The organism is Chitinophaga cymbidii, assembly GCF_007992715.1.
Taxonomy (GTDB): Bacteria; Bacteroidota; Bacteroidia; order Chitinophagales; family Chitinophagaceae; genus Chitinophaga; species Chitinophaga cymbidii.
This window is the reverse complement of sequence record NZ_BKAU01000001.1, coordinates 284,870-300,263: the sequence shown is the minus strand read 5'-3', so window position 1 is coordinate 300,263 and position 15,394 is coordinate 284,870. Positions and strand designations below refer to the sequence as shown.

At 53.8% G+C, this 15,394-nt stretch carries 10 protein-coding genes; 7 read left to right on the top strand and 3 right to left on the bottom strand.

The annotated features are described in order from the left end of the window. The first annotated feature begins 41 nt into the window (after positions 1-41). The 3 genes from CCY01nite_RS01220 (at position 42) to CCY01nite_RS01210 (ending at position 3,717) form a co-directional block, all read left to right on the top strand. The gene (locus tag CCY01nite_RS01220; RefSeq protein ID WP_146857482.1) at positions 42-2,156 is read left to right on the top strand and encodes a ferredoxin-like domain-containing protein; all 2,115 of its coding nucleotides are present in this window, start codon (positions 42-44) and stop codon (positions 2,154-2,156) included. Between the two features lie 30 nt (positions 2,157-2,186). Continuing rightward, complete coding sequence (gene cobA / locus CCY01nite_RS01215) at positions 2,187-2,963, top strand: uroporphyrinogen-III C-methyltransferase (RefSeq protein WP_146857481.1); 777 nt, start codon at positions 2,187-2,189, stop codon at positions 2,961-2,963. Between the two features lie 169 nt (positions 2,964-3,132). Then, positions 3,133-3,717 carry a precorrin-2 dehydrogenase/sirohydrochlorin ferrochelatase family protein gene (locus CCY01nite_RS01210; protein ID WP_146857480.1) on the top strand — a complete coding sequence of 195 codons (585 nt, stop codon included), beginning with the start codon at positions 3,133-3,135 and terminating at the stop codon, positions 3,715-3,717. 100 nt (positions 3,718-3,817) lie between these two features. Here CCY01nite_RS01210 and CCY01nite_RS01205 read toward each other — a convergent pair whose 3' ends face one another. Continuing rightward, positions 3,818-4,348, bottom strand: coding sequence for an acyl-CoA thioesterase (locus CCY01nite_RS01205; protein ID WP_146857479.1), 531 nt, complete (start codon positions 4,346-4,348; stop codon positions 3,818-3,820). 270 nt (positions 4,349-4,618) lie between these two features. On the opposite strand from CCY01nite_RS01205, the gene pyrG reads away from it, so the two are divergent. The 3 genes from pyrG to CCY01nite_RS01190 all read left to right on the top strand — a co-directional run bounded on the left by pyrG (position 4,619) and on the right by CCY01nite_RS01190 (position 9,212). Continuing rightward, on the top strand, positions 4,619-6,274 hold the full coding sequence (gene pyrG / locus CCY01nite_RS01200; protein WP_146857478.1) for a CTP synthase: 1,656 nt from the start codon (positions 4,619-4,621) through the stop codon (positions 6,272-6,274). Between the two features lie 121 nt (positions 6,275-6,395). Further along, positions 6,396-8,228, top strand: coding sequence for a membrane protein insertase YidC (yidC, locus tag CCY01nite_RS01195; RefSeq protein ID WP_146857477.1), 1,833 nt, complete (start codon positions 6,396-6,398; stop codon positions 8,226-8,228). Positions 8,229-8,291: 63 nt separating this feature from the next. After that, a complete protein-coding gene (locus CCY01nite_RS01190; protein ID WP_146857476.1) occupies positions 8,292-9,212 on the top strand; it encodes a M20/M25/M40 family metallo-hydrolase in 921 nt (306 codons plus the stop codon). 32 nt (positions 9,213-9,244) lie between these two features. Here the strand turns inward: CCY01nite_RS01190 and CCY01nite_RS01185 are convergent, their stop codons facing one another. Next, positions 9,245-11,623 carry a penicillin-binding protein 1A gene (locus CCY01nite_RS01185; protein WP_146857475.1) on the bottom strand — a complete coding sequence of 793 codons (2,379 nt, stop codon included), beginning with the start codon at positions 11,621-11,623 and terminating at the stop codon, positions 9,245-9,247. A gap of 103 nt (positions 11,624-11,726) precedes the next feature. Continuing rightward, positions 11,727-14,747, bottom strand: coding sequence for a type IX secretion system periplasmic lipoprotein PorW/SprE (gene porW, locus CCY01nite_RS01180; protein ID WP_146857474.1), 3,021 nt, complete (start codon positions 14,745-14,747; stop codon positions 11,727-11,729). A 210-nt stretch (positions 14,748-14,957) separates the two neighbouring features. On the opposite strand from porW, the gene CCY01nite_RS01175 reads away from it, so the two are divergent. Beyond that, complete coding sequence (locus tag CCY01nite_RS01175) at positions 14,958-15,359, top strand: hypothetical protein (RefSeq protein ID WP_146857473.1); 402 nt, start codon at positions 14,958-14,960, stop codon at positions 15,357-15,359. Positions 15,360-15,394 lie beyond the last annotated feature (35 nt).

Sequence of the window (15,394 nt, the reverse complement as noted above, 5' to 3'; positions counted from 1 at the left end):
GAAGTTATGAATACCAATTAATCACGAGCAACTTATTTATCATGCAAAGCTTCAGAACCGAACTGGAAAATCCGATCGTAGAAAGGGACATCATTGAGCTGGAACAAAAGATCAGGCTGTTTCGCGAAGGTAAAATGCCGGAAGAGAAATTCCGCAGCCTCCGGCTCGCCCGCGGCGTATACGGACAGCGCCAACAAGGCGTTCAGATGGTGCGCATCAAGCTGCCCTACGGCAAAATGACCCTGCAACAATGGAAACGTATTGCTGATATTTCAGACGAATATTCCACCGGTAACCTGCACCTGACCACCCGCCAGGATATCCAGATACACTTCGTGTCGCTGGACAGAACGCCTGAACTGTGGTCAAAACTCGCGGAAGATGATGTGACCATCCGCGAAGCCTGCGGCAACACCGTCCGCAACATCACCGGGTCCGACGCAGCCGGCATCGACCCGAACGAACCGTTCGACGTAACGCCTTATGCGGACGCTGCGTTCCGTTACTTCCTGCGCAATCCTATCTGCCAGGACATGGGCCGCAAGTTCAAGATATCCTTCTCCTCCAGCGAAAAAGATACGGCCTTCGCCTTCATGCACGACATTGGCGTGATCCCCAAGCTGCGGATCATCGACGGCAAGGAAGTGCGCGGCTTCAAAGTAATGGTGGGCGGCGGCCTCGGCGCGCAGCCTTACCTCGCCAAAACGGGCTTCGAATTCCTGGAAGAAGACCAGCTGATCCCCTACATCGAAAGCGTACTGCGCGTGTTCGACCGCTATGGCGAACGGTCCAGCCGCCACAAGGCCAGGATGAAATTCCTCATCCAGAAGCTGGGCATGGAAGAATTTGAGCGTCTCGTGAAAGAAGAATACAAGGCCATCAAATCCAAAACAGTGCCGGTGGACTACGCGGCCTGGCCGGAGCTTGCAGCCCCCGCCGCCAACGTGGCCCTGCCGGCTTACGAAATAAAGAACCCGCAGCAGTACGAGGCCTGGAAGAAAACAAACACTTTCGAACAGAAACAGAAAGGCTTCTACGGCGTTTATGTACGTGTGCCGCTCGGCAACATCAGCTCCGTAACTTCCCGCACCCTGATCGAAAAACTGCAATCCGTGGTGGCGGACGACGTTCGCGTTACCGTGAACCAGGGCCTGCTGCTGAAATTCGTTCGGCCGGAATACCTGCCCTACGTATACAGCCTCCTCGAAGATGCAAAGCTGGACGCACCGGGATTTGACAGCATTGCGGACATCACCGCTTGTCCGGGTACAGACACCTGCAACCTGGCCATTTCCAGCAGCACCGGCATCGCCGCGGCACTGGAAAACGTGATCCACGACGAGTTCCCCGACCTGATCTATAACAACGACATCAAGATCAAGATCAGCGGATGCATGAACTCCTGCGGTCAGCATGGCATCGCCAACATCGGCTTCCACGGCTCTTCCCTGAAAAGCGGCGGCAAGGTGCTGCCGGCCTTGCAGGTACTGCTGGGCGGCGGCGTGCTGAGCGACGGCGAGGGCCGTGTGGCGGACAAAGTGCTGAAAGTGCCTAGCCGCCGTGGTCCGGACGTACTGCGCACCCTGCTGCACAACTATGAAAGCAACCGCCAGCCGAACGAACTATTCAACGATTATTACGACCGCAACGGTGAAAAATATTTTTACGAACTGCTGAAACCCCTGGCTGACCTGGGCGCTGTGAAAGACGGGGACTTCGTGGACTGGGGCCAGGCGGAAACTTTCAGTACGGCCATCGGCGTGGGTGAGTGCGCCAGCGTGATCATCGACCTGATCGCCACCCTGCTGTTTGAAGCGGAAGAGAAGCTGGACTGGGCAACGCAGGCCTTTGCGAACAACGCATGGGCGGACGGTATCTACCATACTTATTCCTGCATGATCCAGACCGCCAAATGTATTCTGCTGGACGAGAACATCAGCTGCAATACACAACATGGCGTGATGAACGATTTCGACAAACATTTTGTGGAAACCGGCAAGTTTGAAATGGACAGCTTCCGCAACATGGTGCTGCAGATCAACCAGCACGAACCGACTGAAAGCTTTGCCAAGCAATATTTCCAGCAGGCGAAAGCATTTTATGACAAGGCACAGCAATACCGCCTCGAAAAACAGGCGGCTGGTGTAACTGCCTGATATTACCAACCAACTCAAAACTGAACGATCATGCAACCCATCCAACCAAAAGTGACGCTGGTAGGCGCCGGCCCGGGAGACCCGGAGCTGATTACTGTTAAAGGTCTGAAGGCGATCCAGAACGCCCGGGTGATCCTGTACGACGCATTATCCAATAACGAATTGCTGGACCACGCGCCGCAGAACTGCCTTCGCCGTTTCGTGGGCAAGCGCGCCGGCATGCATGTGTATACGCAGGCAGAGATCAACCGCATGATCGTGAAGTACGCGCTGACATATGGCAGCGTGGTGCGGCTGAAAGGCGGTGACTCCTTCGTGTTCGGGCGCGGGCAGGAGGAAGTGGCGGCCGCCGCGCAATATGGTATTGAAACCGAAGTGATCCCGGGCATCAGCAGCGCTATCTCTGTGCCGGGCGTGAATAATATCCCCGTAACGGCGCGCAACGTGAGCGAAGGTTTTTGGGTGATCACGGGCACCACGCAGGACGGCAAGCTGTCCCGCGACCTGGAATTTGCCATACAGGCGAATACCACCGTGGTGATCCTCATGGGCATGAGCAAGCTGGACGAGATCGCCGCTGTCTACGCCCGCCTCGGGTACGGACAGGTGCCGGCGGCCATCATCCAGAACGGTACGCTGCCCACACAGAAGATCGGCGTGGGCGTGGCCGGAGACCTTGGCAACATCGCCAGGGAACACGGGCTGCGGAACCCGGCCATCATTGTGGTGGGGGAAGTGGTGCGGTTCCATGAGGCGTTCCAGGACCTGCAGAGCAGGATCGCGGAGAATTACAAGCTCGCAGTATAAAGCAAGGCACGGAGAGAAAAATTTTTCAAAGAAAAGAGGAGGTTGATTTTTTGCGGGATGATTTCTTTGAAGCGTTTTTCTCTTCGTATTTTTGGAAAGTGAACGATTGCCGGATTTTGGAAAGAGCGTTCAAATTGTCCGGATGATTGTTCAGGCGTAAATCAACTTTATGGAGCAGAATCATTTATTCCCGGTGTTTTTCAAGCTGGAGCAGCTGCAGGTGCTGGTAGTGGGCGGCGGAAACGTGGGGCACGAGAAGGTGAATGCGATCCTCCAGAATTGTCCCGCCGCACGGGTGACCGTGGTGGCTACCTGGTTTGCGCCGGAGCTGGAAGCGCTGGCCGCGGGGTTTCCGAACGTAACGCTGGTGCAGAAAGAGTTTTCCTGCGGGGATATTTTCGGGAAAGACCTGGTGATCGCCGCCACGGCGGACAAGCAGCTGAATTCCTGCATCTGGGAGAAAGCGAAGGCCGGGAAAGTGCTGATCAACGTAGCGGATACGCCGGCCTTGTGCGATTTTTACCTGGGATCGGTGGTGCAGAAGGGCAGCCTGAAGATCGCGATCTCCACCAACGGCAAGTCGCCGACCGTGGCAAAGCGGCTGCGGGAGGTTCTGCAGGATGCGATACCGGACACGCTGGAAGCGGTGCTGCACAACCTGAGCGCAATACGGGACCGGCTGAAGGGTGATTTTGCGGATAAGGTGAAAAAGCTGAATGAGTTGACGAGCGTGCTGGTAGGGAAGGGGGATTGAATTTTATTTCTGACGATATGACGATAATGAAAAAGGAGCCTGGAAGCTCCTTTTTGTATTTATGGTGACAGTTAATTTTCGATGAGAAGGCATTCCGTTTTCAGCCTTCGATCTCTCCGGCAAAAAGCGCTTTCAGCTCTCCGGCGTCCGCGGGCTTCATTTTCCCGCTCAGGATCAGGCGGAGCTGCCTTCTGCGGAGGGCGCCGTCGAACAGTTTCTTTTCTTCTTCTGATTCGGCGATGATGGCGGGAACGGAGCGGGCCTTGCCGTTGGGGTCCAGCGCCACGAAGGTCATGAACGCCTCGTTAGACTTGTAACGGTACTGCAGCACGGGATCTTCGCCCCAAACGCGCATGTGTACCTCAATGGAGGTGTTGAACGCCCGGGTGACCTTGGCTTCTATATGAACTACATTTCCCAGCTTGATGGGCGTTTCGAACGAAATATTGTCCACCGACGCGGTCACAACCGGCGCGGCGCAGTGCTTCATGCAGGCGAGCGCGGCGGCAATGTCCATCCAGTACATCAGCCGGCCTCCCATCAGGTTGCCAAAAGTATTGGTGTCGTTCGGGAGTACCAGCTCCGTCATATTAATGAGGGATTCATGGGCCGTTTTGGGCGATAAGGTCATATCTGTTTGTTTCAGCTTTATTTCAGCAGGCAAAATTACGGGAATGCAGCGGAAATTCCCGGAACACGGCGGGAGGGATATTAAAAGTCGCTGTGGTAAAGGGTTTGTGGCCGCTGCAGAATATTCCCCGGAAAAATAGACTTGGGTGCGAGGCAAATTTGTGTAACTTTGCATGACCTTACGGAAGTAAATTACTTGACAGGATACACCAAATTTAGTCCGGCAGCACTTCCTCTTTAGGTCAAGTAAATTTCTGGGAACTTAGTTTTTATGGCAAAATATATCTTCGTTACGGGAGGTGTTACTTCCTCATTGGGTAAAGGAATTATAGCAGCGTCCCTCGCTAAACTATTGCAGGCACGTGGCTTGAGAGTGACAATTCAGAAGTTTGATCCCTACATCAATGTGGATCCGGGAACACTAAACCCCTATGAACACGGGGAATGTTATGTAACCGAAGATGGCGCCGAAACGGACCTGGACCTGGGCCACTACGAGCGCTTTCTCAATACGCCGACCTCACAGGCCAACAACGTTACCACCGGCCGTATTTACCAGACCGTTATCAACAAGGAGCGCGAAGGCGCATACCTGGGCAAGACCGTGCAGGTGATCCCCCATATCACGGACGAGATCAAGCGCCGCATCCTCCTGCTCGGGAAAGACGGCAAGTATGATATTGTGATCACCGAACTGGGCGGCACCGTGGGGGACATTGAATCCCTCCCCTACATTGAAGCGGTTCGCCAGTTGCAATGGGAGCTGGGCGAAGAGGACTGCCTGGTAGTGCACCTCACCCTGATACCTTACCTGCGGGCGGCAAAAGAGCTGAAAACCAAGCCCACACAGCACTCTGTAAGATTGTTGAGCGAAAACGGCGTGCATCCGGACATCATCGTGTGCCGTACCGAAGAGCCCCTGTACCGCGAGCTGAAGAAAAAGATCGCCCTGTTCTGTAATGTACAGGTAGACGCCGTTATCGAAGCGAACGACGTAGGCACCATCTATGAAGTGCCGCTGGAAATGATGCGCGAGAAGCTGGACGTGATCTGCCTGAAAAAGCTCAACCTGCCCGTGGAAAAAGAACCCGAGCTGGCGAAATGGCGCGAGTTCCTGGACAAACTGAAATATCCCAAGACAAAAGTAACCATCGGCCTGATCGGGAAATACGTGGAGCTGCAGGACGCCTATAAATCCATCCTGGAATCCTTCATCCACGCCGGTGCGGTGAACGAGTGCAAGGTGATCGTACAAAATATTCACTCCGAACATATTACGCCGGAAAATGTAGGCGAAAAGCTGAAGAACCTCGATGGCCTGTTAGTGGCTCCGGGCTTCGGGCACCGCGGCATTGAAGGCAAGATCACGGCCATCCAGTATGCCCGTGAGAACAACCTGCCGTTCTTCGGCATCTGCCTCGGTATGCAAATGGCCGTGGTGGAATACGCCCGCAATGTGCTCGGCCTGCGGGAAGCCCACTCTACCGAAATGAACCCGGAAACGCCCTACCCGGTGATCAACCTCATGGAAGAACAGAAAAAGATCACCAAAATGGGCGGCACCATGCGCCTCGGCGCATATACCTGCGATCTGAAACCCGGCTCACAGGCTTCCGCCATCTACAACGGCGCCAGCGTCATCAGCGAACGCCACCGCCACCGCTATGAGTTCAATAACGACTTCCTGGACCAGATGGAACAGGGCGGCCTCGTGGCTTCCGGCAAAAACCCGGAAACCGGCCTGGTGGAAATGATCGAATTGCCCACCCATCCCTTCTTTGTCGGCGGCCAGTTCCACCCGGAACTGAAAAGCACCGTCGAAAGTCCCGCTCCTCTCTTCGTCAGCTTCATTGAAGCCGCCAAAACCTTTGCGGAAAGCAGGAATGGCAAGACCAAGCAGGCGGAAGAGAAGGTTGTGCATGATTAATAATCCTTATACATGATGTGCGGTTCCCGGCAGATGGATATTTAACATTATTCATCTGCCAGAAATCGTACATCATTCTACCTTATATATTACCTTTGCTCCTTAAATTTTAATTTTCGACATGGATAGAAACTCGGTCATTGGTTTTGTACTGTTAGGAGCTTTGCTGATCGGATATATTTTCTGGAATCAACATTCAACTACAGAAGCAAGACTGGAAAAGGCCCGTCAGGATTCCATCGCCAACCTGAATAAGCCGAAGGACCAGCAGGTCAGCACTGATACTGCATCCTCCCCTGTACTGGACTCCGCCCGCCTGAGCAGCGAATACGGCTCCTTCGCCGCCGCCGCAGCAGGTACCGAACAAACGCAGGTGCTTGAAAACGAAGTGTTCCGGATCGTATTTACCAATAAAGGCGGCGAACCGAAGACCATCGAGCTGAAGGACTTCAAAACATCGGAAGGCAAGCCCCTGTTCCTGCAAGCCGGCTCTTTCAACCGCACCGGCCTGAAGATACCTTTGCAGAACAACCAGACGCTGCATACCTCTGACGTATATTTCACCGCCGGCAACATCCAGCAGGGCGGCGATGGCAGCAAAACCATCAGCTACCGCCTGAATACGGACCAGCCCGGCCAATATCTGGAATATACATACGCCATCAAACCCGGCAGCTACCTGGTAGACTTCACGATCAACCTCGTGGGCCTGCAGAACACCCTGCCCAAAGGCAATATCAGCCTGCAATGGAACAGCCAGGCAGACCGCCAGGAGCACGACATGAAGCAGGAGCGCCTCAACAACCAGGTGCACTACCGCTTCGCGGATAAGGAACACGACTACTTCACCCTGCAGAACCGCTCCCAGGAAAAGCTGGAAAGGCCGGTGCAGTGGGTGAGCTTCAAGCAGCAGTTCTTCAATATCACCATGCTGGCCCGCAAGGAAAACTTCGCCAGCGCGGAGATCAATACCAAAGTACCGGAAAGCGGCAACATCGTGGGTCAGAACATGACTACCCTGGCGATCCCCTACAATGGCGCCGCCGCTTACAGCTTCCCGATGGAAGTGTACTACGGTCCCAACCACTACAAAACCCTGAAAGCAATGGACATCGAGCTGGAAAAGATCATCCCGCTCGGCACCGGCATCTTTGCTTTCGTGAAATATGTGAACAAGTGGATCATCATCCCCGTGTTCAACTTCCTCGGCGGACTGACCAGCAATTACGGGCTGATCATCCTGCTGCTCACCATCTTCATCCGCCTGATCATCGCGCCGTTCACTTACCAGAGCTATGTATCGGCCGCCAAGATGAAAGTGCTGAAACCGGAGCTGGACGAGCTGCGTAAGAAACACGGCGACGACCAGCAGGCATTCGGCATGGAGCAGATGAAGCTCTTCCGCAGCGCCGGCGTAAACCCGCTGGGAGGCTGTCTCCCCGCACTGTTGCAGCTGCCGATCCTCGTGGCGATGTACTCTTTCTTCCCCTCGTCCATCGAGCTGCGGCAGGAAAGCTTCCTGTGGGCGAAAGACCTGTCCACCTACGATTCCATTTACAACTTTGGCTTCACCATACCGCTGTACGGCGATCACATCAGCCTGTTCACCATCCTGATGACCATCACCAGCCTGATCCTCGCGTTCTATAACCGCGGCATGACCGATCAGAGCAACCCGGTGATGAAGTACATGCCGTACGTATTCCCCGTGATGCTGCTCGGTATCTTCAACAGCATGGCCGCGGCGCTGACCTATTACTACTTCCTGAGTAACGTGATCAGTATCGCGCTGCAATGGGTGATCCAGACTTTCATCATCGATCACGACAAGATCCATGCAAAGATCCAGGCGAACAAGCTGAAGCCTGCCAAGACCTCCAAATGGGGGGAACGGCTGGCCGAAATGCAGAAGCGGCAGCAGGAAATGCAAAAGCAACAATCGAAAAAGAAATAACCGTAAAGGCTCCGTAACCCGGGGCCTTTATTTTTCAGGAGATTTACAGGACATTTTCAGGACATGAGAAACATCATCTTAACAGGATTACTACTGGCGGGCATTTCCGTTCATGCGCAGGATTATCTGCCGTCTGAAGCCCGCATCATCAAAACAGTGAGCTACCTGGCCTCCGACAAACTGAAGGGCCGTGGTACAGGGGAGAAGGGAGGAACGAAAGCCAGCCGTTTCGTGCAGCAGCGCTTTGCCGCGCTGGGACTGGAGCCCGGCAATCACGGCAACTGGTACCAGGATTTTACATTCGACCGCGGAAAACATACCGGCCTGAAAAGCCGGAACGTGATCGCTTATCTCGATAACGGCGCTGCCTACACGATAGTTATCGGCGCACATTATGATCACCTTGGCCGCGGCGGACTGTTCGATGGGAAATATCCTGTTGGGCAGATACATAACGGCGCGGACGACAATGCCTCCGGCGTAGCCGGGTTGCTGGAACTGGCGCGGTACTACACGCAGAACGGCACGAAGGAAAATTTCAATTTCATGTTCATCGCCTTCGGCGGCGAAGAGCTTGGTTTGCAGGGATCGAAATATTATGTGAAGAACCCGGTGGATTCACTGTCGAATATTCATTTCATGCTGAACATGGACATGATCGGGCGGTACAACCCGGAGCGCGGCGTGGGCATCGGCGGATACGGCACCGCGGAAGAATGGCCGGCGATATTCAAAGGCGTGACGGGCGAAGTGAAGTTCTTCACCGATGCGGCCGGCAAAGGCGGCTCCGATCATCATAGTTTTTACACGGCCGGCATTCCCGTACTGTTCCTGCATACCGGCGGGCATGACGATTATCACAAGCCTACGGACGATACGCCGAAGCTGGAAGCCAAAGCGGAAGCGGGGATATTGAATATTGCTATTGAATTGATCCGGCGGGCGATGGAATATCAGAAGCTGAATTACGTGGAAGTGAAATAAAAGAAAGCAGACCGGCCGGTCTGCTTTCTTTATCAATTATTTTTAATCGGCTTCGGCATCAGCGCCTTCGGCTTTTCTTCATCTTTCTTTTTCTTCTTCACCGTATCCTTTTCTTTCGCCGGCGGTGGTGTGGTTTCCTGCACCGGCTCGCCGTAATCTCTCAGGTCGATCGTTTCATAATCGCTGGCCGCGCCGTTGCCCACATCTTCGGCTTCCGCGCCCGGCTGTACATTGGATTCGTAGTTAAAATACAGGTCGTTGCGCATGTTGGCGGGGACCGGGAACGTGGATTTCGGATCGATGCCGAGCGTTTTATCCGCGTATACTTTCTGCATGAACAGCGCCCAGATGGGAAGGCCGGTGTTGGCGCCCTGCCCCATGGCCGTAGTGTTGAAGTGCAGGTAGTTGTTCTCGCAACCTACCCATGCGCCGGCCAGCAGCTGCGGTGTATAGCCGAGGAACCATCCGTCCGTATTATCGTTCGTAGTGCCGGTCTTGCCGCCGATCTCGCCGGGGATATTGTAGCGGAAGCGCACACGGGCGGCGGTACCGCCGGTTTGTGTTACGCCTTCCATCATTTTCACCATGGTGTAGGCATCTGTTTCGCTGATCACCTCGCGCTTTTCCGGTACGAAGGTTTCCAGGATGTTGCCGTTCCTGTCCTCAATGCGGGTGATATATATCGGTTTGGTGATCACACCGCGTGCGGGGAACATGGTATATGCGCGGAGCATGTCGTACAGCGACAGTTCAGACGTACCAAGCGCGATGGAAGGGTACGGATCGATCTTTTTGGAGAAGCCGATCTTGGAGTTCGCAAATTCCGCGAATGCCTTTGCGGTCATTTGTTTGATAAGATATGCGCTCACCAGGTTCAGCGATTTGGCCAGCGCGCCGGCCATCGTGATCTCGCCGCCAACGCTGCCTTCGGAGTTGCGGCTGAGCGTCCAGTTGCCAATGGTCACCGGTTCGTTCGGGAGCATGGTGTTGGGGCTCATGCCGTTCATCAGCGCAAAGCAATACAGGAAAGGCTTGAATGTAGAACCTACCTGGCGTTGTGTTTTAATGACGTGGTCATTCTTGAAATAACGGAAATCCGGACCGCCCACCCAGGCTTTCACTTCGCCGCTTTCAGGATCGAGGGCCATAAAGCCGGCCTGCAATACCGCGCGTGAATAACGGATGGAATCCATCGGCGTCATCACCGTATCGATCTCGTTCATTTCGGGATCGTTAAAGCTGCGCCATGCGAATACCTGCATTTTGGTGGGGGTGTTGAACGCCTTTTCGATCTCTTCATCGGTAGCCTCATCTTCCTTCATTTGCCTGTAACGTTCAGAATCTTTCATGAAACGTTCGAGATCGTTCCCGCGTTTTTTCCATACGCTGCCGGATTTGATATTGGACTGCGCGTAGAAAGATTTTTGCAGGTCCTTCAAATGCCTGGCCACCGCTTCTTCCGCATAGATCTGCATGCGGGGATTGATGGTGGTGTATATCTTGAGGCCGTCGCGGTAAAGATTGTATTCCGTGCCGTCGGCCTTTTTATGTTCCTTGCACCAGGCTTTCAGCTCGCCGCGCAGTACTTCGCGGAAGTAGGGGGCGAGGCCCTTGTTATGGTCGATCTTGTTATACCGCAGCACGATGGGGCGGTTTTTGGCGGCATCGCCTTCCGCCCGGGTGATGTATCCTTCATCCACCATGTTCTCGATCACGGTATTGCGCCGGTCTCTGGACATCTGCGGATTCCTCCGCGGGTTATATTGCGTAACGCCTTTCAGCATGCCCACCAGCACGGCGGCTTCTTCCACGCTCAGGCGGGAAGGGTCTTTACTGAAGAATGTCCGCGCCCCGTTCTCGATGCCGTATACGTTGTCGCCGAAGGCCACGGTGTTCAGATATAAGGTAAGTATCTCTTCCTTGGTGAAATTCCTTTCCAGCTTGATGGCGATCACCCATTCGGTCAGCTTCTGGAATGCGCGCACGAAAGTATTCCGGGAACGGCGTTTGCCTTCGCCGTCCTGCTGCAGGTTCAGCGCCAGCTGTTGCGTGATGGTGCTGGAGCCGCGTTTTTTACCGATCATCAGGTAGAACGGGATCGCCAGCGTGCCTTTGGCGTCGATGCCGGAGTGCTCGTAAAAGCGGCGGTCTTCCGTAGCCAGCAGGGCGTTGATGACATTCTTGGAAATATCCTTGTAATCGATATTGGAACGGTCTACCTGTAAATATTTACCCATGAGCGTGCCGTCTTCCGCATATACGGTAGAGGCAAGGGCAGTACGGGGATTCTCGAGCTCCTCAATACTGGGCATATGCCCGATAATGCGGAGATTGATCAACAGGATAAGGAGCAGAAAGAACGCAAGTCCTCCGCCGAACAATATCCACAATAACTTTACAGATTTCTTCATATGTTAAAAAGTGTATAACAGTCTGCTGCTAAATTATTCAAAATTGCCGGGATTTCCGGGATAGGGATGCTCCACCCATCAGCAGTGGTTAATAGTACAAATATTATTCCGTTATATAGTTGTTGTCGAAGAATTTCCGGTATCCGCTGATGTCTTTGGTATTATTTAACAAAATGAAATTATCGCGTGATATGATAAAGAATTTATACTCAGTAGGTTTTATTCTCGGAACGATCGCGGACGGCGCGGCTTTCACGATCTCGTCGAAATAGTTGAGCGCTTTTTCTTCAGTCGGGAACAGCCGGAAGATCACCATGATCTCCGTGGGCGTGAGCGCGAAGCTGCTGGTTTCCACTTTGTCGGCCGTGTGTTTTTCAGCGTTATATTTCGAGAACTGCGCAACGGCTTCGTCCAGCAGTACTTTGGATACGCGGTTGAAATACATCACCACAAAATGCGGGATGGCGGCCTTTTCATCGCCCAGTTTGTACGGTGTGGGCGGTGGGGGAGGCGGTGGCGGCGGCGCGGCGGCCACATTGGCGGAATCCGTGGCAGGAGCGTTCACTGCTGTGGCAGCGGAATCTGTGGCGGGCTTGTTTACCGCTACGGCAGCGGAGTCCGGGAGCTGCTGCTGTTGGCGCTGCCAGGGATAGCGGATAGACACGTTTTCGTCGACCTTCGCTACGTAAGTATTTTCCTTTGTTATTTCCAGGTTGCCGAGGTAGTCCACGATCTGCTGTTTGTTGTTCAGCACGTCGCGGATAGCGGTGGCCTGCGCAAGGATCGCTTCTTCGCCGGGATATTTTTTGATGACCGCTTCAATGGCGGCTTTGCCTTCTTCGTCAGACCTTGTTTTGATGATGGTCATTGCTTCCAGCAGATCGAAGCGCGGTTGCAGGGAGGTGTATCCGAATGCGGAGTCCGCCTGGTGCTTCAGCGTGAAAACCGTATCGTAACGCCCGGTGAGATAAGCGATGTAAGCAGAATCGTAGAGGGTGCTCACGGCATTTTTCCTTTCCGCGCTTTCATCTTTCAGTGCGCCATGTTCCAGGATGCTGGCGTAGTTGGTGCCGGCGAACTGCGTGAGCATGATCTGCTTGTACCGGGCTGCCTGCTGTGTGTGGTTGAGTTTGTCGTGCCACACGTACAGGGAGTAGATCACCTCTGCTTTGCGCGGATTCTGCGGAAAGCGGTCCAGCAGCGTATCGTAGGCGGAAATGGCGTCGCGTGTAGTTTCCAGTTTGTCGTTATACAGCTTGCCGAGATCGAACCATGCATCCATTTGCTTGTTGCGGGATTCTGCCAGCTTTTCCGGCGTGAGGGGCAGGTTTTCCGCGAGCACGGCGGTGTTGATGCTGTCTGCCGGCAGGCGTTCGATGGCCGCGGCCACGTCTTCCACGGGGGCCTCTTCTGTGGGAGCCGGTTGATCGTTGATCTGGCCGATAGGCGCGCCCTGGCTTCTGCGCCAGTTGTCCGTCAGCTGCCGGTTTCCCCAGCGGCGCCGGAATTCGGAGAATCCGGTGGACTTGCTGGCGGCGTTATAGAAATACCATTGTCCGCCGCTTTCTTCTTCTCTTCTGTTGGCGGCGAGTGGATCATTGTTATTGTTGGAAAAGGGCTGGTACCGGCTGCTTTCGCCTTTTTTACCTTTTTCTTCGGGCATCGTTTTGGCGATACGCAGGGCTTCGGCCTGTCTGGACAGGAGTGAATCCCGCTCCGCGGGCGGGAGTGCGGCGATGCGTTGCAGGCTGTCTTCCTGGCGGATCAGCGCTATTTTGGCGGCTACTTCCGTCAGCACCTCCTTGCGGGTGTTCACTATTTCCGCATCTTCAAATTCAGGTCCCATGATAGCGGCGGTGCTGTCGTAATACTGCTGTGCGGTGAGATATTCTTTTCTGAAATAGTGAATATCGGCGATGCCTTTGAAGGTGAGTGTTTTTTGCAGCATGTTGGGGTTTTCCACCTTCAGGGCTTTGTGCAGGTATTCAAGCGCCTGATCGGGCCTTTCATTGGCGCTGATCACGGCCATGTTATAGTAAATGGCGTCGCGGAAAGGGATGAAGCGCTCGCGGCGCAGCATTTTCTGCAATGCGGCCAGGCTTTGGTCCAGCCCGCCGCCGCTGGCTTTCACATTTGCGCGGGCGATCTGCACGCGGGCATTGAAGTCCATCAGCGCGTCCGGCTTGAAGGCGATCACGTCGCGGAAGGCTGCTATGGCGGAATCCAGCTTGTTCTGCGAGGCGTACAGCTGCCCGAGGATAAAGCTCATGCGGGCCTTCTGGTCGCGGTTGCCGCGGCTTTTGCGGATGGCTTCGCGCAGGGGATCGATCGTTTCCGCATACATGCCCTGCTTGTAGAACCGGTATGCCTGCAATTCGGCGAGCTGTCCGTCCAGGCGGGCGGGAAAGTTAGGGTCGCCTTCCAGGATATTGAGCAGGGACTGGGCCTCGTCATGTTTCTTTTGTTCCAGGAAGGTGCGCGCCTGCCAGAGAAAGGCGTCGTTCCGCGCGGCTTTGTGCCGGAAGCGGCTGAACCAGGTCTTGTGCTTTTCCTCCGTGGCGATGGACAGGCGGTCGTCTTCGCTTTTGCCCACGACGGTATTGTATTCTTTCTTTTCTTTCGGTGCGAAGGCGGCGTTGATGTACTGGAAAGTTTTGGTGGCATTCTCCATGTCACCTTTATAATAATAGGCTTTGCCTACGAGCAGGTAGGAATCGTCTATCCAGCGCCCGCGGGGGTCGTGGATCTGCACGGCCACTGAAGCCTTGTCTATCACCGAGTCCAGCTCATTCATATCCAGGTTCAGCTTGTCTATCGTAAAAGGGTAAAAGGGGAGAAACACGTTGTAGTTGTCCTGGCGCTGGGTGTTGATGGCTTTGAGCACTGCTTCCAGCTTCATCTTTGCATGATAGTAGTAGTTATAGCGGGTAACCGTGTTCTGCACCAGCTTTCGCTTGATGGTCCATCGTTTTTCGGCCATTTTTTCGGAAGGCGGGCGGCGGTCCTCAACTTTGGCCGGCTTAGGCGTGGCCGGCTGGTTCTGCCCGTATGCGGCCATCGCTCCCGAACATATTATCAACATCACCACATAGGCACGCATCAATAAGGATCTATAATGATTCATGTAAAGCCAGGGTCAATAAAAACTACTATATTAACTATATAATCGAAATAAATATTTTAAAGATAGGATAATTTTTTTCTTAGCCGGACGTAATAGGAAAGCTTGAAATTGAATGCGAAATAAGGATTTTTTGAAATCAATTACGAATTTTTGACGGATAATTGCATAATTTCTTTAATCTTTACATTCCAATCGTAATTTTAACGTGTAATGGCTTCAGACGACAGAAACAAAGGGGGCGGCAGGAATCTTGACCGGCTGAATCACAAGTACAGGCTGGTGATCATGAATGACGATACGTACGAGGAAGTAACGGCTTTCCGTTTGTCCCGCATGAGCGTATACGTGGCGTTGAGCACCCTGTTCGTGCTGCTGGTGGCCATTACGGTAGCAACCGTAGTATTTACGCCGCTGCGGTATTACATTCCCGGTTATGGCGACCTGAAGCAGCGGAAGGAATTCATGCAGCTGCGGATGAAGGCAGATTCGCTGGAACGCGCCATTTCTACCCGCGACCGGTACCTGGACAACCTGAAGAACGTGATCGGCGGCAACATCAAGCTGGATACGAACATGCTGAAAGTGCCGAAGGTAGACAACAGCACGTATTGAGCAGGCAACCAAATAATTAATGAACAAATAACATA